Annotated in this window: 17 protein-coding genes; 7 read left to right on the top strand and 10 right to left on the bottom strand. The window is 38.4% G+C overall.

The annotated features are described in order from the left end of the window. Positions 1-4: 4 nt before the first annotated feature. The 6 genes from EZ456_RS14035 (at position 5) to EZ456_RS14010 (ending at position 7,881) form a co-directional block, all read left to right on the top strand. The gene (locus EZ456_RS14035) at positions 5-2,770 is read left to right on the top strand and encodes a glycoside hydrolase family 2 protein (protein WP_131531125.1); all 2,766 of its coding nucleotides are present in this window, start codon (positions 5-7) and stop codon (positions 2,768-2,770) included. A 175-nt stretch (positions 2,771-2,945) separates the two neighbouring features. Then, the gene (locus EZ456_RS14030) at positions 2,946-3,947 is read left to right on the top strand and encodes a glycosyl hydrolase (RefSeq protein WP_131531124.1); all 1,002 of its coding nucleotides are present in this window, start codon (positions 2,946-2,948) and stop codon (positions 3,945-3,947) included. Between the two features lie 155 nt (positions 3,948-4,102). After that, a complete protein-coding gene (locus EZ456_RS14025; protein WP_131531123.1) occupies positions 4,103-4,585 on the top strand; it encodes a hypothetical protein in 483 nt (160 codons plus the stop codon). A 323-nt stretch (positions 4,586-4,908) separates the two neighbouring features. Beyond that, positions 4,909-5,883, top strand: coding sequence for a glycoside hydrolase family 5 protein (locus EZ456_RS14020; protein WP_131531122.1), 975 nt, complete (start codon positions 4,909-4,911; stop codon positions 5,881-5,883). 8 nt (positions 5,884-5,891) lie between these two features. Next, positions 5,892-7,121 carry a glycoside hydrolase family 27 protein gene (locus tag EZ456_RS14015; protein WP_131531121.1) on the top strand — a complete coding sequence of 410 codons (1,230 nt, stop codon included), beginning with the start codon at positions 5,892-5,894 and terminating at the stop codon, positions 7,119-7,121. Positions 7,122-7,536: 415 nt separating this feature from the next. Further along, positions 7,537-7,881, top strand: coding sequence for a sigma factor (locus EZ456_RS14010; protein WP_131531120.1), 345 nt, complete (start codon positions 7,537-7,539; stop codon positions 7,879-7,881). Between the two features lie 784 nt (positions 7,882-8,665). Here the strand turns inward: EZ456_RS14010 and EZ456_RS14005 are convergent. The 4 genes from EZ456_RS14005 to EZ456_RS13990 form a co-directional block, all read right to left on the bottom strand. Then, a complete protein-coding gene (locus EZ456_RS14005) occupies positions 8,666-9,025 on the bottom strand; it encodes a DUF1801 domain-containing protein (protein ID WP_131531119.1) in 360 nt (119 codons plus the stop codon). 224 nt (positions 9,026-9,249) lie between these two features. Continuing rightward, positions 9,250-9,504 carry a hypothetical protein gene (locus EZ456_RS14000; RefSeq protein ID WP_131531118.1) on the bottom strand — a complete coding sequence of 85 codons (255 nt, stop codon included), beginning with the start codon at positions 9,502-9,504 and terminating at the stop codon, positions 9,250-9,252. Between the two features lie 51 nt (positions 9,505-9,555). After that, a complete protein-coding gene (locus EZ456_RS13995) occupies positions 9,556-10,176 on the bottom strand; it encodes a Crp/Fnr family transcriptional regulator (RefSeq protein ID WP_131531117.1) in 621 nt (206 codons plus the stop codon). Between the two features lie 229 nt (positions 10,177-10,405). After that, positions 10,406-10,675, bottom strand: a complete 270-nt coding sequence (locus tag EZ456_RS13990) for a hypothetical protein (protein WP_131531116.1) — start codon at positions 10,673-10,675, stop codon at positions 10,406-10,408. A gap of 318 nt (positions 10,676-10,993) precedes the next feature. Between EZ456_RS13990 and EZ456_RS13985 the strand changes: the two genes are divergently transcribed. After that, on the top strand, positions 10,994-11,401 hold the full coding sequence (locus EZ456_RS13985; RefSeq protein WP_131531115.1) for a hypothetical protein: 408 nt from the start codon (positions 10,994-10,996) through the stop codon (positions 11,399-11,401). 381 nt (positions 11,402-11,782) lie between these two features. Here the strand turns inward: EZ456_RS13985 and EZ456_RS13980 are convergent, their stop codons facing one another. From EZ456_RS13980 to EZ456_RS13955, 6 genes are all read right to left on the bottom strand, one after another. Next, positions 11,783-14,074 carry a GH92 family glycosyl hydrolase gene (locus EZ456_RS13980; protein ID WP_131531114.1) on the bottom strand — a complete coding sequence of 764 codons (2,292 nt, stop codon included), beginning with the start codon at positions 14,072-14,074 and terminating at the stop codon, positions 11,783-11,785. Positions 14,075-14,156: 82 nt separating this feature from the next. Continuing rightward, a complete protein-coding gene (locus EZ456_RS13975) occupies positions 14,157-15,383 on the bottom strand; it encodes an acyltransferase family protein (RefSeq protein WP_131531113.1) in 1,227 nt (408 codons plus the stop codon). A 75-nt stretch (positions 15,384-15,458) separates the two neighbouring features. Continuing rightward, a complete protein-coding gene (locus tag EZ456_RS13970; protein ID WP_131531111.1) occupies positions 15,459-16,439 on the bottom strand; it encodes a metallophosphoesterase in 981 nt (326 codons plus the stop codon). 129 nt (positions 16,440-16,568) lie between these two features. Further along, positions 16,569-18,167: a RagB/SusD family nutrient uptake outer membrane protein gene (locus tag EZ456_RS13965; protein WP_131531110.1), complete on the bottom strand. Its 1,599-nt coding sequence runs from the start codon at positions 18,165-18,167 to the stop codon at positions 16,569-16,571. A gap of 11 nt (positions 18,168-18,178) precedes the next feature. After that, positions 18,179-21,208, bottom strand: a complete 3,030-nt coding sequence (locus EZ456_RS13960) for a SusC/RagA family TonB-linked outer membrane protein (protein ID WP_131531109.1) — start codon at positions 21,206-21,208, stop codon at positions 18,179-18,181. A 65-nt stretch (positions 21,209-21,273) separates the two neighbouring features. Next, positions 21,274-22,161 carry an inositol oxygenase family protein gene (locus EZ456_RS13955; protein WP_131531108.1) on the bottom strand — a complete coding sequence of 296 codons (888 nt, stop codon included), beginning with the start codon at positions 22,159-22,161 and terminating at the stop codon, positions 21,274-21,276. Positions 22,162-22,608: the final 447 nt, after the last annotated feature.

Here is a 22,608-nt window from a genome sequence, read left to right as displayed (position 1 = left end):
AAATATGTCAAAATTTAAATACCATTTCGTTTTACTATTTCTTATTCCGGCCTTGAACCTGATGGCGCAAAATACTGAAATTAAATATTTGTCAGGAAAAGATAATGTTAATACTGTTGATTGGGAATTTCAGTGTACCGCAGGACGAAATAGTGGAAGATGGACTAAAATCGCTGTTCCCTCCAACTGGGAAATGCAGGGTTTTGGAAATTATACCTATGGCTCAGAAAAAGAAGATATAAATGAAGCAGGTCTTTACAAACATACTTTTAAAGTTCCCCCGACCTGGAAAAATAAAGCTGTTTACCTGGTATTTGATGGTTCTATGACCGATACCGAGGTGAAAATAAATGGCAGATCTGCAGGGCCTGTACATCAGGGTGCGTTTTATCAGTTTAAGTACCACATTAATGCGTTGTTGAAGACTGATGGTGAAAACATCCTGGAGGTAAAGGTTAATAAGGTTTCAGCAAACCAAACCGTTAATGAAGCTGAGCGATCTGCAGATTTTTGGGTTTTCGGAGGTATCTTCCGGCCTGTTTTCCTTGAGGCTTTTCCTACGGAACATCTGGAAAGGACCGCGGTTGATGCAAAAGCGGATGGCTCACTAAAAATCAATGCATTTCTTGCTAAGGTAAAATCGGCGACAACACTCCTCGCTCAGGTTAAAACATTAAATGGAAAACCTTTCGGAAAGCCTTTTTCCATAAACCTGAAACCAGGAACTACTTCTGCCCAGTTAAACACAAAACTAATTAATCCGGCGCTTTGGTCTACCGAATTCCCCAATCTCTATAAAATCGATATTACACTTAAAAGAGGCAATGTAAAATTGCATAATATTACTGAAACCATCGGATTCCGTACTGTAGAACTTAGGCAACATGATGGTTTCTATGTAAACGGGCAAAAGATAAAATTTAAAGGTGTTAACCATGGAAGTTTCTGGCCTACTTCTGGAAGAACTACTAGCCGCCGCATTTCTGTTTTGGATGCAGCGTTAATCAAGGAGATGAATATGAATGCAGTTAGGATGTCTCATTATCCGCCCGATAAACATTTTTTAGAAGTCTGCGATTCTATAGGTCTTTTTGTAATTGATGAGCTTACTGGGTGGCAGTATCCACCTTATGATACCATGGTTGGACGAAAGCTTGTTAAAGAGATGATTATCCGCGATGTAAACCATCCAAGTATAATCATGTGGGCAAATGGCAACGAAGGTGGTTTTAATTTTGACTTACTGCCAGATTACCCAAAACATGACATCCAGGCCCGCCCGGTCATCCAACCCTGGATGAACATCAACGGTATGAATACGAAACATTACATCCCATGGAATTATGGAAACCGTACTTTTTTTCAGGGTAACGACGTCTTTTTTCCGACTGAATTTCTGCATGGTTTGTATGACGGCGGGCATGGGGCCGGATTGGATGATTTTTGGAATTTAATGCAGTCTAATCCTTTATCTGCCGGTGGATTTTTATGGGATTTTTGTGACCAGGGTGTTATGCGCACCGATAAAGATGGGAGGTTAGATACCAAAGGCAATGCCGCCGCTGATGGTATTTTGGGACCGTACCGCGAAAAAGAAGCCAGCTTTTTTACGATTAAGGAAATCTGGTCACCTGTTTATTTTCATCCAAAGTTTATCACCAAATTGTTTGACGGAAAGTTCGACATCGAGAACCGCTACAACTTCACCAACTTAAATAAATGCAGCTTTAGCTGGAAGTTAAAGAAAATAACTGGTTTTGATCAATCGGTTGGCAATGACTTGACTGGAAAAATAATTTCACCGGATATCAAGCCCCAAACCGGCGGAAATTTGAATGTGACATTGCCTGCGAACTGGGCGAAATATGATGTACTCTACATCACTGCTCGCGACTTATATGGCAAGGAACTATATACCTGGTCATGGCCTATAACTTCGCCAGAACAGTTTGCAAACAGAATGGTTGATAAGGGGGTAGGTGAAGTAGGGGCAACCGAGAACGAGGAAACTTTGAAACTATCCAGTTCTGGAGTTGAAGTTCAATTTAGCAAACAAACCGGTTTGTTGGTTGGCGTTAAAAATAAAAAAGGTACTATTTCTTTCACAAACGGTCCGGTTTTAATTAATGGTGAAGCAAATTTTAAATCTTTTAAACACTTTCGAGATTCGCTTGGGCGCTATATTGTCGTTGCAAACTATGAAAGCAAACAAAATTTTCGTGCTACCTGGACAATGATGCCGTCGGGCTGGTTAGAACTGAAATACCAGTACCGCGCCAACATCGGTGAGGAAATTCTGGGCATCAGCTTCAAGTATCCAGAAGAGAAAGTCGACAGGATGCATTTAGTAGGTAACGGGCCATATCGGGTTTATAAGAATAGACTCAAGGGCGTAACCTTAAATCTCTGGGACAAGAAGTATAATAACGCTGTTACTGGCGAAACATGGGAATATCCGGAATTTAAAGGCTATTACAGTAATTTTTATGGTGCCCGGATTGCAACAACTGAAGGACGTTTTGTAGTGCTGTCTCCTTCTGATAACCTGTTTCTGCACATGTTAAATCCACTTACGCCCAAAAGTTTAGGCAAAGCAAATTCGATTGCTATGTACCCTGCAAATGGAATATCATTTTTGCATGGAATCCCTGCTATAGGCACTAAAAGCCAAAAGAAAGAAGATTTAGGGCCCCAAAGCCAGCCTAACTTGACCTTCGCAAATGGTGGCTTGGATACTCAATCTGCTGTTTTATATTTTGATTTTCGTTAAAACATGATGCTGTGATATAATATGCGAATTATTTATGAAATTTAACGAGTGCTTCATTATTTACTAATTTTTAGATGCTAGACTTAAATAAAGTAGCATTGGTTTACCATCATCCACGATAAACAAAGTCCTGAACTATTAAAAAATTAGATAACAGTTATATAATTGTATTACCATGAAAACGAAAAATCCGATTTATATTTTAACTACACTTTTGTTATTGATGATTTTTATACCTTTTGAAGGGATATGCAGGCAGAAACACCTTTCAAATAAAGATGCATCGAAAGAAGCAAATGCACTTTATGCATACCTCAAAGAGATGTATGGCAAAAAGATTTTGTCCGGGCAAATGAGCTCCAGCTGGGGTGTTGATGAAATTAATTACATTAAAACTGTGACTGGTAAATCGCCCGCGATAAACGGTTACGATTTTATTACCGCAAAAGATAATCAAAATGAAGTAAATCAGGCTATTCAATGGTGGAAAACCGGAGGGATTCCGACAATCATGTGGCATATGGGAGCTCCAGGAAAAGGAGAAGGGTATGAAAGCAGTAAAAAGGCCATAGATACCGACAATTGTTTCATAAAAGGTACAGCCGAGTATGAGGTTTTTTGGGCTCAGCTTAAAGAAAAAGGCGATTTACTTCTTCAACTGAAAAAAGCAAATGTCCCTGTTCTCTGGCGGCCATTCCATGAACTGAATGGAAATTGGTTCTGGTGGGGAAAACAAGGTCCGGATAAATTCAAGAAACTTTGGATTACCATGTATGAGTACTATACAAAAACCCTAAAACTTGATAATTTAATATGGGTATTATGTTATACAGGCAAACCAGATGGAAACTGGTATCCAGGAGATAAATATGTAGATGTGGTTGGAGCAGATACCTATGATGTAGATAAGCGCGCACATAAAGCTATGTATGATGATGTAAACAAAATAGTTAACAACCGTTTTCCCATAGCTTTTCATGAATGTGGAACGCCGCCTGACCCTGATAAATGTTTAGAGGCAGATGCAATGTGGTCCTGGTGGATGGTTTGGCATACCAACCACTTGACAAAGCTAGATAAGGACTATCTTATAAAGCTTTATAATCACGAGCTGGTTATCACAAAAGACGAGATTCCGGATATTGTCAAACTGTATGGCAATGACAAAAAAAAATAAATTTATCAAGATTTAATGGATTCGATGCCGATACGTGTAGCTAGCTTCAGACTTGTTCGGTCGATAAACACAACTATGGAATTTTGAAGCACCTAATTAGACTGATCGGCTTAAGGATTGAATGATCAATTTGCTTTTATACAAAAAAAATTAAAATGAATTTTGAAATATTTAATGGCTCTACAGATGCCTGCGCAGCATTTACCCATCAGCTTATTAGCTCAGGAGCGAAGGTCAGGATTGTGGCGCGCAATGTTTTTCGCACTTTTCAGCCTAACCATTCATGTAAAAGAATAATCGAATGCCCTGGGCATGCTGGCGCTAGACCATTAAGATCTTTTGCATTACCGTCAAACATATCTCCGGATGTAATTTTATGTTTAGGGATAGTCGATCTGGGAGCCATCTGGCTGGACAAGCCTGCCATGATACGTCAGCAGTTGAAAAACGGTTGCGCGACGATGAATATAGTAGTATATGTCGAAAATATATTTCCAAATATATTTCTGACACATCAGAAATATAGCCATGAGCATATAAGCAGCGGCTATCTTATATCTGGCCCCACCTGTCTTGATGGTTCTCTACGGCACGAAATCAGGAATGTAAGTGATCTCAATGTTAATTTGCTTGTGTGATTTTTTTATTTATCTGGTTGGGTAATGACAACATATCTAGGATATACTGTCGGTTATATTGCTAATTCTCCCTTCAGCAATTTAGAATTAGTCAACCATAGACTAGGGATAGGGATGTAAAGAATGAACACCAATGCTAATATGATTGAAAACCTAATACAGAAAATAAATCTGCTTTTAGGGAGTCAGCATTTGCCGAAAGAAGTGTCCTTGAGCAAACAATACAATTGGCAAATGAATATAGTTTAAGGAGCGGGCTAAACACAAGGCATGATCTTTATTCACATGTAAAAGCCTTCAGTATATCAAATAAATACTTTTTTATGAAAAAAATTTCGTTTTTATCCATGTGCTTATTCTTGTATACCATCGGCTTTGCCCAAAATATAAATTGGCTTCAACGCAATGGAGCATTGAAAGTTGTTGGAGGAAAAATCCTCAATAGCAAGAACATAGAACCCCAGCTCCGTGGTGTGAGCCTATCTTGGAGTGTCTGGCAGGGAAAAAAATATTACAATGAAGATGTGGTAAACTGGTTGCAGTCGGACTTTAACATAAATTTATTACGTGTTTCCATGGCGGTTCAGCCAGATGGGGGATATCTGCAAAACCCTGTTGAGCAAGAAGAACTCATAACCAAAACAATTGATGCTGCAATTAAGAAGGGCCTATATGTGCTAATCGACTGGCATGATCATAACGCTCATCAACATCTTAATCAATCAAAAAATTTTTTTACAAAAATGGCTAAAAAATATTCCGGTAAACCAAATATTATCTATGAAATATTCAATGAACCTGAAAAGATAGCGTGGCAAACGGTTAAAGATTATGCCATCGCAGTTATTAAGGAAATCAGAAAGTATGATCCAAAAAATATAATTGTTGTGGGTAGCTCGCATTGGGATCAGGATGTTGATCTGGTTGCTAAAGATCCCATAAAAGGCTTTGATAACATTGCATATTCTTTTCATTTTTATGCTTCCGAGCCGAGTCATCAAGAACTTTTAATGCAACGCGCAGAAATGGCCATTGCTTCTAAATTACCCATCTTTGTAACAGAGTGGGGGGTGGGTGAAGCCAATGGTGACGGGAAATTCGATATTGACAAAACAAATAGATGGTTTGCTTGGATGGAAAAAAACAAACTTAGCTCCGCAAACTGGAATCTAACCGATAAAAATGAAACAACGGCAATCTTAAAGCCGGGAGCAGCTGCTGAAGGAAAATGGAGCATGGATACTTTAACTCCAGCAGGTCTCTATATCCGAACTCAACTAAAAAACTTAAACAAATAAAATAATCTATGAAACTTATATTTCTTTTAATGATCACATTCTTTACAGGCTCGGTTGGCTTTGGACAAGGAAACAATTACGTCCAGAACTATAAAAAATTTGATGGCCTGGCTTTGACACCGCCTATGGGATGGAACAGCTGGAACAGATTTGCTTGCAATGTAGATGAGAAATTAATCAAAGAAACAGCAGACGCCATGCTAAGTTCTGGTATGAAACAAGCCGGTTACACTTATATCAATATTGACGACTGCTGGCATGGGGAACGAGACAGTTTAGGCTTTATTCATCCCGATCTGAAAAGGTTTCCCTCTGGAATGAAAGCCTTGGCCGATTATCTTCATGGCAAAGGCTTGAAATTAGGCTTATATTCTGATGCGGGTTCTCAAACCTGTGGCGGTAGACCGGGAAGCAGAGGATACGAATTCCAGGATGCATTGACTTATGCAAGCTGGGGAGTTGATTACCTAAAGTATGACTGGTGCAATACCGAGGGATTAAAAGCCGAAGGGGCCTATAAAACAATAACAGCGGCCTTACGCAAAGCTGGCAGACCAATGATTTTAAGCATTTGCGAATGGGGTACCGATAAACCTTGGGTCTGGGGCCCGGCTGTTGGGCATCTGTGGCGTACTAGTGGCGATATTTTCAATTGTTTCGATTGTGTAGAAGATCATGGATCTTGGAAATCCTGGGGTGTAATGCAGATTTTGGATAAGCAGGATGGCCTAAGGAAATATGCAGGGCCAGGACATTGGAATGATCCGGATATGCTGGAGATCGGTAATGGAAAGCTAACAGCTGGTGAAGATAGAGCACACTTTGCAATGTGGGCGATGTTGGCAGCACCATTAATTGCAGGAAACGATCTTCGGAATATGAATCAGGAAACGAGGGAAATTTTAACAAATAAGCAGATCATTTCCATCAATCAGGATTCTTTAGGTATTCAGGGTTTTAGATATTCGAAGCTAGACGGATTCGAAATCTGGTTTAAGCCTCTGAACAAGGGGAAATGGGCTGTTTCATTTTTGAATCGCTCTGCTCGAGTTAAAAAGATTGACTTTAACTGGCGATCCGAAGATGTTAAAGATGAAATTTTTCAAAAAGAATTAAGTGCATCTATTCTTTATAAGATTAAAAATGCTTGGACAGACAAATCTATGGGGACAACAAAAAACAGTTTAAAAACAGAAGTCCCACCACATGATGTTTTGACTTTGATCTTGGAAGAATAAAATAAATTTATGATTTAGTTATTTCAGGTTGGTAAGGAACCAACCTGAAGTGATTAGAAATTCAATAACTCGGTAATCACTAAGCCGTATTCGCAAACAGTCGTCGCGATAATTTGGAGATCATCTACTAATTCCGGAAGTCGATTTATCAGTAATTGAGATTATTGGCATGAGAAGTCGCTATTAGGAAGTAAAAGACAGGTCCTCAGATTACTCCATTAAGTATGGCTTAGAAATACTGTTGCACAACTGAGATGCTGGCAAGATCAAGCTTTTGGAGGAGTTTAAGGTGATGATGCTGAACAGGCAGAATAGGGTGGAATGGTACCTGATTATCAGTTTATAAGCGATAGCTATCGGGAATATCTGAAACTTAAAAGCAGCGAATAGTGTTATCAAACTTAATGGTTATGATATGATCGCATTTATACTTACTCAACCAAACCTTGAATCACTTGTCCACTGCAAGGACAGAACGAACGGTCAGCAGATACTCTTGGCAAGGCTACGAGGTGAGGAGGTAAAAGCCTTTAATGAACTTTATATAATGTATTCCACAAATCTTTTGGGGGTTATCCTGAAAATTGTAGACCAACAGGAAATTGCGGAAGATCTTCTTCAGGAAGTCTTTTTAAAGATCAAAAAAAGCATAAGCACTTATGATGAGATCCGGTCACGTCTATTCACCTGGATGCTTAATATTTCAAGGCATACCGCAATCGATTATATCCGTCTGAGATCAACCTGGGGATTTCGCTAAAAGTGTGCACCAGATTTCATTCCAAACTGTACACCCGACTTTTTACCATCAGGTCTTGATGGAATCGTAAAGACTGAGCCAAATATATCCAATCTTCCCAGATTCCTTCCCTTCATTTTCCAATCAATCTTTCCTGCATCTGATCAGCCAATCCTCCACAGAAGATGGTTTTGCAAGAAAAATGGCCTTCCAGCACACGATTTACAGCAAATCAGCCCACTTTAAAAAACACATCAGAATAAGAGATATAATTTTTGATTTTAAGGCTATTAGAACATCTCCATTTCGGTTTCTCTAGGCGAAACGACCATTGAATCCAATCCTGCTTTTCTGGAGCTTAAAACCGCTTAAAATGAGCCGATTGGCCACTTTTAGCGAAACCCCCCACTTAGTGGTTTGACGGTTTAAACGTTACAGATTTATTTATTCAGATTGACTAAAATGGGGGTAGTTTTAATGGAAACAACTGCTCACGATTATTTGCAGAATAATTTTGGTTATGAACTAGGTGCCGAAGGCAAAATAATAAGAACAATTGAGTATAATCCAATACTCTAACAATTGAATTTAATCAATATTGTGTTTAATGAAAGATTTTCACTAGTAGAGCGTGGATTCTTTTGAAATTCTCTACTAGTGAAAATATATTGATTTTAATATTATATGCTCGCCAACTTCTTCAAATCCTGTATAAAGTGGTTCGAAAATTGTTCTGCCAAGACGACTTTAGAGGACAAAGTGAATTTATTCGAAGAGAATACCTCGGGACTTGCCTCGGGGTTGTTTATTTGTCCATCAGTTCAATCCAGGCATTAACCATTTTTTCAATCAGCTCCTTGTTTGCTGTTGCCTGATCCATGGAATAAAATTTCGCATAAACCTTTCCTTTACTAGCCTGTTCAAGAAAGTCTGATTTTACATTGATAAGTTCTCCTTTATGAAAGATAAGGGCAACGTAGTTTTTGATTCTTGGATTGAAGGTAGCCAGTTCTTCTTTGTAAAAAAAGCTTGGACCTCCCCATTTTATGTCTTCTTCTATTTTAGGGTTTGCATTGACAATGATAGATCTTACTGCTTCGAGTTCTGCTTTCAGGGGATGTTCGAGTTTAGACATAAACTCATCTACCTTCTTTGTATGATTCATAATGGTTTGATATTAATGGTTAAAACAAATATCAAACTCTTCTTTGTAGGGAATTAGGTGTGTAAATGACAAATTAACGGGCTGATTAGGACTAATCGGCCAGAAATCTCTCTGCTTTTTTGCGAGAGCAAACCGATAGCATAATCGATATTTGATCTCCATTCTGGCGCAAATCTTAGTAGTTATGGCGGTGGGTATTTCATCTCAAGAGATTGGAAGATCGATTAAGCAGGTGATTTAATTTTACAGACCAATACCAGGTCTGTAACGGTTAAACCATCCTTATCAGGAGAACTATAACGTTTTAGAATGAGAGTTTCAAAGTTGTTCTGCTCCAGGGCCGTAGATAAGTAATCTTCGCTATGATAATTTACATGCACCTTATCGACTGTGCTGGATATTTGATACCTCGATTTATTATTTTCCTGGTATATTTTTGCTGATTTGTCAAATGCTTCAGCAGCCTTTAATATTTTCATGCCTTTATCAATATTGTAAACAATGAAATTAAAATAACGCGCACCCTGGTTTTATGTTCTTTTGTTTTCGCTTGATCGGATCCTGCTCAGCGTTTCCAGTCGTAATCCAAGAAACGAAGCAATGTAGCGTAGCGGCACACGGTTAATCATCCAGGGAAAGGCCTGGAGCAAATGTTTGTAGCGCCCTGTAGCAGAGGGGATCTGGCAGATAAAGCCCCTGTCATATGCCCCTCTGTAATAAAGCTCCATGATCTTTCTTCCAATGATGTTTGCCTCTGCAAAATTTTTATAAAGCATGGTAGTGAGCTCATGAGGTATGGCAATCAGCTCTACATCTTCTATCGCCTGAAGGTATTCGTCTGATTCTTCTGCAGTCCATAGATTGCGGATGGTTCCTACAATTTCATATTCCTGGCATATCCAGGAAGTGATCTCGGTTCCCGAGTCCTTATAGAATCCCCTTACTACTCCTTTTAAAATCAGGTAAAGATATCTATTGCGGTCTATCGGGGAGATAATATACCTGTTCTTGCGGAAATTCACCGGAAAGGTGAGGGTATCTATAAGTGCCTCCATTTCCGCTGTTAGTGGATAAAAGCCATTGTATAGGGCAATGAGCGGGGAAGCGCCGTTATAGGAGTCCCATTTGCTGTTTTCCTGTGCACCAGCCATGATTCTTTCGTTTAGCTTCTCAGATAGATTATAAAAGTAATTAAAAGGCTAAACTTTTCAAATTTTCGTTATTCTGGATCAATCGGCTGGCCTTTTGATGTCAATTAGCCGTTAGTAAGGAAATTCGACTGGTCATAATAGTCCTGATAAAATACCAGGCCGGTAGCTATATCGTGGCTCACGAGAATAAATTTAGGTGAAGATTAATTGGCCTGTTTTTATAGCAACATCATTTGTTTTTGGCACTTAGCGATGTACGTAAAGGGCCAGACAGGGCTAGCATTTCGCAGACTTTATCATTCCAGTCTATCAGTGCATCTTCGGGAGAGGTTCCAAGGCCTGAAACATCGTGTTCCTCTTCAAAGGATAATACAGCGTAATAGCAATTTCCATCTTGATATATGGAGGGTTTAAACTGCATTACAAAAGTTGGTAACCTGTACCTGTTATAATCAAAATCCACAAGTTTTCCTGGGATCGTTCTGACCTGCTGTTTCATAGCTTGCTGTTTTTTGAAGCATGGTTGTTTACCTGTTTTCTCCTTACGGTAAACAAACGCATTTCTAAACTAGCCAATTGATGTTTCCTTAAGGTTAGCAGGTTATTGTTTATTTGTTAAGTGTTTGGTGAAAATGTGTTTTGGCGAAAAACACCTGTAAGCCACAACCTAATCTGGCAAAACAGGAAATTCGGCAAGAAATAAAGCTGCTCAGTAATACTCTTTCATAGATGAACGAGAAAGGTTACGAATCCTAACGGCATGATATGTGGTTACCTATAAGGGTATTTAATTAAAAATTCATTTATCCCTATAACAATGAAATTGCACCATAAGTGGTTATGCCTATGTCTTTTATGCTCACCTATATCCGTTTTAGCTCAAAATCCTCCTACAGCTGGAAATGCTTGTTATTACCCCAACTTCGGACAGATCTACCAGACTATTTACAGTGGCAATGATTTTGTGTATGATAATGGCAATGGTCCTTATACTTTCCTGGCGTGTTCCAATAAAACAGCCCTTCAAGCACTGGGTACTTGCAGAGTACGTATCCCTGACGGGCAGCCACAAGGCGGAAATTATTATCCGGGTCAGCTTTTTACCATTATCCAGGTCATTCCCTGCGATCTTGATGGACTGATCTATCTTCTCATTTTTCCCAGTATAGCAATGGCTTATGCTGTATTTAGGAAAAATTTAGCCAAGAAGGCTTTAGTGCTGTAGAAAGTTTCCGCAACCTGTGGAGAGATGGGGCATTAATTACAATGTTAGCTTCTTCGATATGTCAATGAATAAAGATAAAATTTTTTTGCTCTTAATCTTTTTGACTTAAACACAGTCAAATCTCATCTATACAGTTCTAACAATGCAGGTTGAAAAGAAAACATTAAAGACGTCAGATAAAACCGAGAGTGAGTCGGGTCAAAGCATCTTCCCCAAAAGGATGATAATTTTTATCTTTGTGTTAAGTACGATACTAATGATCTTGATTTTGTTTAGGGGTTAAACTGAGTTGAAATGTTTTTCTGGTATTGACGTGTTTGGCCCATTCGTAGTATGGTTGTTAATTCAATCTTTACTTATGTTTAGATCGTTTTTCAGGATTTAAAGTGTGGCTGGTTGATCTTGCAGATAAAAGATCAATTTTCCGCCCTGAACCAGGGATTGGTGTCTAATTTGGTTTTTGGTAAAAGGCCTTCCATTTAAACTTATTTTTGAGATGTAAATAGATTTTTTACTCTTTTTAATGGCTATTATGGTTAATTTTTTGCCATTACTAAAAGATATGGTAGTCTTTTTAAATAAAGGACTGGTGAGTTGGTAGTTTCCTGAAACTGGATCTACCGGATAAAAGCCAAGTGCTGCAAATACATACCATGCCGACATTTGCCCGGCATCATCGTTCCCACTTAAACCACCAGCGCCTTCACCGTACTCTTCTGCCAAAATGCGCGATACTTGCATCTGGGTTTTCCAAGGAGAAGGGGTATAATTATACAAAAAGGGGATCTGATGGCCAGGTTCGTTCCCATGCCAATATTCCTTTTTATCGAAAAGAGAATCCAGTTCATTTTCGAGGTTTTTACTTCCACCCATTAATTTAATCAATCCAGGCATATCGTGCGGTACGTAAAAAGTATACTGCCTTGGGGTTCCTTCTGTAATGTACGGTTCGCGGTGATCGGGATAAAAGGGTTTATACCAGCTCCCATTAGAAAAGCGGCCCCTAACCATCCCCACATTTGAATCGAAGATGTTCTGGTAGTTAAGAGATCGTTTTAACAGTTGCCGGTAATCGGCTTCTTTACCCAGATCTTTAGCAATGCTTGCAAGGGCATAATCATCATAAGCATATTCCAAAGTCCTGCTCACCTGCTCCCTTTTATGAAATGCGTTCGGTATGCTGTCTTCTTGCGGAATGTAACCATATTTTAAGTAACTGTTAATGCCTCGCCTGCCTTTTCCATTCAAATAATCAGCAGAATCAGGCATTTGAAACGCATTCTGTCGCATCAGCCGATAGGCTTCATTGATATCATAATTACGGATGCCTTTATTGTAGGCCGAGGCGATGAAAGCAGTAGCATGATCACCGATCATGGCGGCAGTATAACTGTTCCAACAGGGAAAAATGGGTAGCCAACCGCCTTGCTGACCTTTTAATACCATAGAATTAACAAAGCTATTGGCTAAATTGGGCTTCAGTAACTCCATTAAAGGTAATTGTGCACGATAAATATCCCACATGGAAAAATCATCGTAATAATTGCCTTTATTTATTGTTTTGTTCTGATATTTTCCATCAAACTGTGGATATTTTCCATCTACATCATTGTATAACCTGGGATGTTGCATGGCATGATAGAGCGCCGTGTAAAAGATTTTTTTTCCTTTTTCATTTGTATCTGTAATGCTTATCTGCAATAACGATTTTTCCCAAATTTGATTCGTTCGTGCCAAAACAGCATCGAAGTCCTCATTTTTAATTTCACTTTCCAGGTTAGCCTTCGCGGCATCAATACTGGTAAATGAAGTGCCAGAATACACGATTAGTTGTTCTCCTTTTTGCAGTTTAAAGCCTGCAAAAGCACCAATGTCCTTTTTATTGCTAATGTTTTGCTGCTTGAAAATATGACCTTCGCTATAAACCCCTGCTGAAGTAAATGCTTTTTTAAAGCGGATGAAAAAATAACCGCTAAAGCCTGCAGGTTCTCCCCATCCCTGATAAATCCGGTGAACAGGATTATAACCAGAGATTTCACCTTTTTCTGTGTTAACTTGAATAAATCCCTTGTTTTGATCGCTGTTGGGCGTAACTAAAATATAAACGCTATCTGTTTTTAGCGCGGTGATCCGCATTATACCGCTTCTGAGGCTGGCTGTAATTTCTGTTAACAGTTGATGCCGAGGTAATTTTAACTTGTAATAGGATGGAGTAGAAACTTCGTTTTCGTGGACATAATTTTCTGCATATTGAGCTGCATTGGTTTTAAGTTGGCCTGAAATTGGCATAATGGTGAAGCTTCCATAATCTTGAGTACACGAACCGCTGATCCAGTGTGTTGCCCTGAAACCATAAAATTTCTTGTTGTTATAATAGTAAGGAGCAAGGCATTTTTTTTCGGTCAGTTGTGTTTGTGGTGTCCACTGCGTCATACTGAATGGTGGCGCTACTGCTGGAATGGTATTGGCCAAACGCTCGGTTTTATCTTCGATATGTTGACTTGCCAAAGTAGTGCTTGCAGAAGTGCCCGAAAAAGGTTGAACATAGGGGATTAAATTTTGCTGCTGTGCATAAACAACATCTGTATAAAGGGCAGCTGTAGCCAAAAAGAACAGAAATTGTAGTCCTTTTTTATATTTTGATGTTATTTTTTTTAAATCAGTTAACAACATATAGGAGATGGGATTTAATATTAAGGAAGTTCTTTTATTGCTTCTTTTTGATTTAATGGAAATTTGGTGTTTTAATATCGTGTTAAATTTTTAAAAACCATTTCCTGTCATAAAGAAATTTCAATATGGCAAGTTGGATCAACAGTACACCAAGCCATAAACGTGCCTGCTGCCAAACTAAAGGGAGTTTAGCTATAACTCCACCGAAGAGGAATGTCGAAGTAGATTCGAAATTGAAAAGCCCATGAGCACAAACATAAATTAAAATAGAGTTTGTACCTATCCAGATGAATGGCATGCTCCATTTTTGAAGCCCTTTAATGTCAATAACGTAATAAAAAAATACAAATAAAACAGCACTAAAGCCCCCAGCCAGTAGCACGAAAGAACTGGTCCACATGTTTTTATTGATCGGGAAAAATATATTCCAACATAATCCGATAGAGATGAGTGCCAATCCTGCTACAAGGAGTGTAAGTGCTTTTTTAGTAGGGGTAAAACGGCTATTTTTAGAATTAAGAAATGTTCCTGTAAATACACCCAATAATGCGGTAGCAATAGCTGGAATAGTACTCAGTAATCCTTCGGGATCATAAATTGTGCGATGGAGTTTTCCAGGTAACCACAAACGGTCAATATAAGCGGCAAGATTCCCTTCGGGAGTTAATATGCCATTTCCAAAACCAGGTACGGCTATGGTTATCATTAGAATGTAGTAGCCTACCAAAATGCATACCAGCCAGATGATCTGTTTGTTTAACGAAAAATTAAGGTAAATTAAAGCAGCAAAAAAAGTAGACAAGGCAATGCGGCCAAGAACACTGGCGAAACGGATGTTTTCGTAACCCTGCCATTGCAATAAGCCGTTAACCACCATGCCGAGGATAATTAAAATCAGTGTTCTTTTGATAAGTGCATAATAAATGCCCTTTGCCGAACTTTTCTTGTCATTCGTAGCACTAAAATGTTTCTCGTAAGAGAAAGGCATTGCAATACCCGATATAAAAATGAAAAGCGGGAAAATCAGGTCGTAAAAGGTAAAACCATTCCATGGGGAGTGGTGCAGCTGATTACTCATGCCAACCAATATGCGCTCAAAAAACGATAGGTTACCATTGGTCGCAATCGTCCAATCGTTGGGGTTTCTGATCAGCGCATGTTCTTTCATTACTCCGTTTGCCAGACCATGAAAAATGCCTTCTCCGCTAATGATCCAGAACATATCAAAACCACGCAGTGCGTCTAAAGAAAGTAACCTTTTCTTTTTCGATAGAAACTGGTCTTTTTGTACAGGTTCGGTAATGGTCATGCGGGCTTTATAATTTATTGAGGATAATTGTCGATTCTATTTTCTAAAATAAGTCTTGAAAAGAGAAAAGGCCAACTATTTTTTAATTATTGTATTGTAAATAATTTCTCCTTCATCATTAATGGTTTGAATCCTGATCAGATCTTTACTGATTGAAAAGAGCATGAAGCCATAAACGGAGGCCACCATTTGCGCATCGTCGATAAGTTTTACAGGTGTTTTCTCTGAAGCTGCTCCAGAGATAAAATGATGTGTTTTGCCTGCAGGCTGGATATACTGCAAGCTGTGTTCGTGTCCGGTGAGGTATACATCTACGCCATAACGATCAAAAACTGGTTTAAGAGAACTGCGGATTGCTTTGGTATCATATCCATCTGTTCTGCTTCCTCCGGTATACATGGGATGATGACCTACAACAATTTTCCATCTAATGCTTGGGTCGGTATCACTTAACACTTTAACCAGCCAGCGTTTTTGCTGCGTGGTATCCTGACCTTTTACATTAGGCCCATATTCCGCATTTTTATAGAATTCCGGAATCAAAGGGTTGGTGTCAATAAAAGCAATTAAAACCTGATTGTTGAGGTCTCCATTGATGGGGAATTTCTTTGCATAATAACGGGAAGGCATTTTCCATCTTCTACTAATTTTCGAATAGGCAACCTGCGCATCCGGATTAGATTTATAGTCATGGTTACCCAATACCGGGTACCAATCCCATTGCAATGAAAATGCCGTGTAAATATCTTCAAAAGAATATTTAAAAAGTGGGTCGTGTTCGCTGATTACACCACTGGGATAGAAGTTGTCACCCGTAGAAATAATAAACTGTGCCTTAACATCTGCTGCGGTTATCCCCATTTGCTGAGCCACCTGTTTCTGATGGTCAGCGCCATTACGACCCCAATCGCCCATGGCAATGAAATTAACTGATGAAGCCTCTTTGGTTATGTTTTTTGTTACGGGGATACTTTCTGATGGCGTTTTTAACAAAACCTGCGCATGTAAGGAACCATAAGTGAGTAAGGAAATCAATAATAGTAAATGTTTACTCATGAAATCTTTTTTAGAAGGGATAATTAGCTTAACGAAATTAGCTGATTTTTTAGATAAAAATTTGGAAAGTATTTCTCTGCGCCGTCTGACGTAGAGAAATACTTCTCCAATAAATAACAATATTAATGCTTACTGTGGGTAACCTGGATTTTGCTTCAACTTAGGGTTAAGTAAAGTGGCAGTAGCTGGGATTGGGAATAGTCGGTGATAGGTTTGTGCATCGGTTTTAAAACCCCAGGTACCTTCATATTTTCCGAAACGGATCATATCATTTCTATGCCAGGTTTCCCAAGCCATTTCTCTGCAACGCTCTTTGTACAAATCTTCAAGGGTTACCGTAGTCCATGCTGCAGAAGTAGTACGTACTGCACGTAATTGGTTAACTAACGATAAAGCTGTTTGGCCTTGAGTTGGTGTAGCCCCACGAAGAATAGCTTCTGCTTTCATTAACAGAATATCTGCATATCTGAATACCGGTAAATCATTGTTTTGATTTCTGTTTGATGATGTACTATCACAATAAAATTTATTGTTGCGGTACCCCATGTTCCAGGCTATTTCATCATTTCCAGCGTCAAATGGTCTTGATGCATCTCTTAAAGTAACATTAGGTGTGATATTAACCTGATAAGTTAAAGGAGCTGCTCCATCAGCACCAGTATAAAATTGATCATAACCTTTTTTGGTAGTGCTAACTGTAACTGGAGTTCCATCAAACTTAAATTGAGGTCCGGTTATCCATTGTGCATTTCGCTTATCATTCGGATCGTTAAAGTTAGCGTAGTATTCTGGTAATGTACTCATAGGTGCGCTAGGAGTGTGTTTTAAGCTATATTTTGCTTGTAATGAGCGAGGTAATGAATATCTAGCATAAAACATATAACCACCACTAAATGAAGCATCGTAAGGAATCGCAAAGATAAATTCTTTAGTTTGCGGGCCATTATCAATAAAAAACATTTTACGATAATCAGATTCTAAACTAAATGGCGTACCTGTTGCCGTTATAATATTATCGCACATCGCAACTGCATCGTTATAACGATTTGTACCAATGTAAACTTCAGCATTCAGGAACATTTTAGCTAGTAAGGCATAAGCCGCAAATTTAGTTGGTCTGCCATAGGTAGGTACACCTATCACTGAACTCAAATCTGGTATAGACTCTTTTACTTCTTTTTCAATAAAAGCAAATACTTCTGCTCTTGGTTTGGTATCTGGTGGAGTTACATCTCCAAATTGAGTTACAATAGGCACATTTCCCCAAAGATCCATCATCATATAAAGTGCTAAAGCCCTAACTGTACGCATTTCAGCTGTTGCTGTTTTTTTAGCGGTTGTTTCAGGAGCATCTTTAATTAAAAAAAGACTTTGGTTTGCTTTACTTATGGTAGTAGAAAGAAATGTCCAAACGCCACCAATGTGTGCATTATCCTTATCCCAGGTATGTTTAGAGTGCTGTTCGTAACGGCCACCATCGTACCAGTTACCACCTCTGGCTGGCATTATTGCCTCATCGGTACTTAGGCTTTGTAAGAAAAAATATTCTACACTAATACCGCGTAACTGTGCATATACCTGACCAGTAAGTTGGATATAATGTTGTTCTGTTTGCGGAAAGGTTTCTGGCGTAAGTTGTGTTTTTACGCCCAAATCCACTTTTTGACAGGAAGAAAATGTTGCCATGGTTATTAAGGCACCAGATGCTATGTTGATAAGATTTTTCATCTTCTTAATGATTAATTAAATGATACATTTAAACCCAATAAAAATGTTCTGGTTTTTGGATAAAAGTTATTGGTATCTACACCAGGAGCTATACCACCCTGATTAATCTCTGGATCGATACCTTTGTAACCAGTAATGATAAACAGGTTATTTCCTGTTGCATATACCCTAAGCGTTTTAACACCTGGAATACCTTTTTTAAAGGTGTAGCCCAAAGTAGCGTTATCTAAACGCAGGTAGCTGCCGTTTTCAACAAAACGAGATGAATATCGGTAAGAGTTAAAATCTGCTGTAGATTCATCAGCTACTTCTACAGGGATGTTTGTAAACTGCGCTGTATTTGGACGGAAAAGATCAGCCCTGGTAATGTTCATAATTTTATTGCCCAATACGGCTCTCATAAAAACACTCAAATCAAAATTGCGGTAACTGATATTATTTGTCCAACCGATAAGCGCTTTAGGTTGTGCATTACCAACCGCATAATAATCAGTTCTGTTTGACGGTGTAGTTGTTAAATTCCCTTTAGCATCGTAATATTGAGATACACCTGCCGCATTTTTACCTGCGTAGTTGAAAGTATAAAAAGTTCCAATCGGTAATCCTGGCTCTAAAAGTTGTACTGTAGCTCCGGTTTGGCCACCGCCATCAGGTTGTACTGTATATACTTTCGCTAATGCTAATCTGCTATCAGATAAGCTAACAATTTTATTTACGTTTCTTGCCAGGTTGATACCAGTTGTCCAGAAGAAATCTTTACCAGCAATTGGGGTAGCGTTTAACACAAACTCAAGACCTTTATTTGTTAATTCACCAACGTTAGCCGTTATCGTACTTGCCGGATAAATATTTGGATCTACTTCATAAGTAAAAATTAAATCGCTGGTTTTTTTGTTATACCAATCAAATGATCCTGATAATCTGCCTTTAAATAAACTAAAATCTGTTCCTATATTCGTTGTAGCTGTTTTTTCCCAACGCAAATCTCTGTTTTCATTTTGAATAGCACCCAAAGCAGACTCATTAATGCCATTGTAATAGAATTGGCCAACACTGCCGTAAATTAATTTTGTGCTTAAAGGGTTAAATCCTAAAGAGTTACCCGCAATACCATAACTGGCTCTCAATTTTAATGAACCAATTAGGTTTTGATTTTTCATGAAGTTTTCCTGATCAATATTCCAGGCACCACCAACAGAAGGGAAGTAACCATATTGTTTGTTTATACCAAAAACTGATGAACCATCTTTTCTGATCGAACCTTGAATAACATATTTATTTTTATAATTGTAATTTACCCTTGCAAAGTCAGAAATCATCAGAACATCCTGGTAAGAATTGCCTCCATAATCTGTTCTGAAATCTTTTACTGCGTAAGGATTTCCTAAACTTAAGTTATAATAACCTACTTCATTAATAGGGAAATTTGTGGATGATGCTTGTACACCATCTCCATTTACCGAACTTTGATAAGAGTAACCAATAACTGCATTGATGGAGTGATTACCAAATTTGCGATCCCAGGTTAAATAGGTTTCAATAATTTTATTGGTGTTCTGGTATGCATTTCTTACCGCAACCCCATTTTGTCCGATTAGAGAAACAATAGTTGGATTAGCAGGTGGGTCTGGTGTGTTACGGACATTGTTATATCTGGAAGTATAAATGCTGTTATAAAAAGCACCATACACCGTTTGATAATTCTGGTAAGATGCCGATACATCGTAAGAAAATCCAAATGGTAACTTCAAGTTAGCAGTAAAACTAGCCAATAAGTTTTTATATTTTAAATTTTCCTGAGCATTGTCTAGCATTGATACAGGATTGTAATAATTCGATTGGGTTAAGTTATCAAAATATGAACCATCCGGATTTTTAATTGGCGCAGTTGGTAGATATGTTAACATCTGCGATAGAATTGTATTGCGATAAGGTACTAAATTTGAATTGCTTACAGAATTGGTTAAGCTAAATCCCAATTTTAATTTATCATTAATGGCTTTTTGTTCTACGCCAACGCGGCCTATAAAACGATCTAAATCACTCGTTTTGATGATACCTTGTTGTTTAAAATAGTTCAAACTGGCATTGTAAGTTGTTTTTTCGGTACCACCACTAAATGAAATGTTGTGGTTATAAGAAATTGCATCTTTACGTTGCACTTCATTTTGCCAGTTGGTATTCGCACCCTTATCATTTGCTGGGGTTAAGGAAGAGTTACTTTTTGCCAAAAAAGCACGCAATTGGTCAGCATCCATCATGTCGTATTGGTTAGAAACATTTTCTATACCAAAGTAGCCACTATAACTTAGCTGCGTTTGTCCGGCTATTCCTTTTTTTGTAGTAACCATAATTACCCCGTTTGCAGCTCTGTTACCATAAATTGCGGCGGCAGCGGCATCTTTTAATACGTCAATTGAAGCAATATCATCAGGTGCAAGAATAGAAATATCCGCTCCAATAACTCCATCAATTACAAATAAAGGCGATTGAGCACCCTCACGAAGCGTAGATGCGCCGCGGAGAATAATTGCTGCAGAACGGTTAGGATCGCCACTACGCGTAATATTCAAACCTGGAACTTTACCTTGTAACATTTGGCCCACATCACTTATCGCTCCTTTGTTCAAATCGTCACCTTTTACCGTAGAGATAGAGCTGGTTAATGCTTTTCTTGAGCTTTTTCCATAACCCACCACAACCACATCGGTTAACGATGCTGTGGCTTCATTTATGGTTACTTTATAGCTCGAAGCCGTGCCAATAGTAATCTCTTTGGGTTCGTAGCCCATAAAAGTAAATACCAGTTTGTCGCCGTTTTTGGCGGAGATGCTAAAAGCACCATTATCTCCGGTAACCGTTACTTTGCTAGTGCCCTTAACCGAAACTGAGGCGCCAATAATGGGCATGTTTTCGGTATCTAATAAGTTCCCGGTAATTTTTCGTTCAGTTTGCGCAAAGGCAATATTGAACGACTGGCTGATGAGTAAAAGCAGCAAAAAGATACTGCCATACTTTAAGCTTGTACATTTAAATCTCATGATTTTTGTAGATTTAGGTTCATAAATTGTTTGTTTTATTTGGTTATATGTTTTGAGATAGAATGTTAAAATTTGATAGTGGCGGGTAAATATTTAGCCACAAGTGCTTTGTAATAAGGCTCTAGTTCGGCCCAGCTTTTTTGATTTGGGTTTTTAGAGTACAGATCGTAAGGGTTAAACAGGTTTACCCATTTAAACATTTCGTGGTCTTTTTCGCTCATTAGGTGATCGTATGCATTTTCCCTGTGCTGCGAATAGAAGGAATGGTAACGGAGCATGTATAATCCTGGCTCCGGAATGTAGGGTTTCATCATGTGGTAAACATATTCATCATGTCCCCATGACATGTCTACATTATCCAAACCGCAATTTTGGGTATATACACCTAATTTGGTCTGATAGGTTTCGTTTTTAAAATCGGGGTTTTGGCTGAAAAATTCTGGATAGACAATTTTATCTGAATAAGCACAACCTACAGGGAAAGTATCGCCCACAACGGCCCACTGTGGCTCTCCGAATAAACAAAGCACCTTACCCATATCATGGATCAAACCCACCAATACCATCCAATCGGGGTGCCCGTCGTTTCTGATCGCTTCTGATGTTTGCAACAGGTGCTGCATCTGGTCCAGATCGGTGTCAGGATCAGAATCATCCACTAACTTATTCAAAAAATCAAATGCACTCCATATAGGCATTTCCTGTTTGTCGAACTTTAAATAATCTGCTTTTTTATCTTTTACAAAATCATATGTTTGGTAGGTATGGTTAAGCCTGTAAAATTCTTTTACACTATCCTTTTCCGTTTCATCATAATTTCTGAATTGCTCTTCTTTTTTTTCAGCGTTGATGTTTTTGGGATCAGGGTAGCGGATCAAAATATCCTCTTCCCATTGATCAAGATTTTGCAACGGATTTTGATTATCCTTTGAAGCTTCGCTTTGGTTTCTCATAAGGCTAGAAATTGATTTGGTTAAAAAAATCTTTGGTTTTATAAATTAAAGTTGAGTTTTTGAAAACTTAAACTTTCATGTTTTGCCTATTTTATTTACGTAAACGATTAAGTAAAATCTTGTATTTGATTGGTGAATACGGGTTAATTTGTTTAAATTTAAATGGTTGCAGTTGATTATGGTCTTATAGATGTCCTTTTCTGCCTGAGGTATCTGCCAGATAAATAGGCAAAAGAAAAAAAATAAACGTTGTTGTTACGATTATTTTATATTTTCGTTAATAAGAAGATATCTTTTCTTAGTCGAAAAAGATATTCGATTGCTAAACCAAATAAATGTTATGAACATCAACTTCGCTCAGCAAGATCTGTGTTGCCTGGCTGTTTGTTTTTAATATTTTTGGTAGAAAGAGGAAAAGCCTTAGCTATTGTTTCGATATTTTTTTCC

The sequence above is a fragment of the Pedobacter psychrodurus genome (genome assembly GCF_004331735.1).
GTDB classification, from domain to species: domain Bacteria; phylum Bacteroidota; class Bacteroidia; order Sphingobacteriales; family Sphingobacteriaceae; genus Pedobacter; species Pedobacter psychrodurus.
This window is presented reverse-complemented; position numbering and strand designations above follow the sequence as displayed.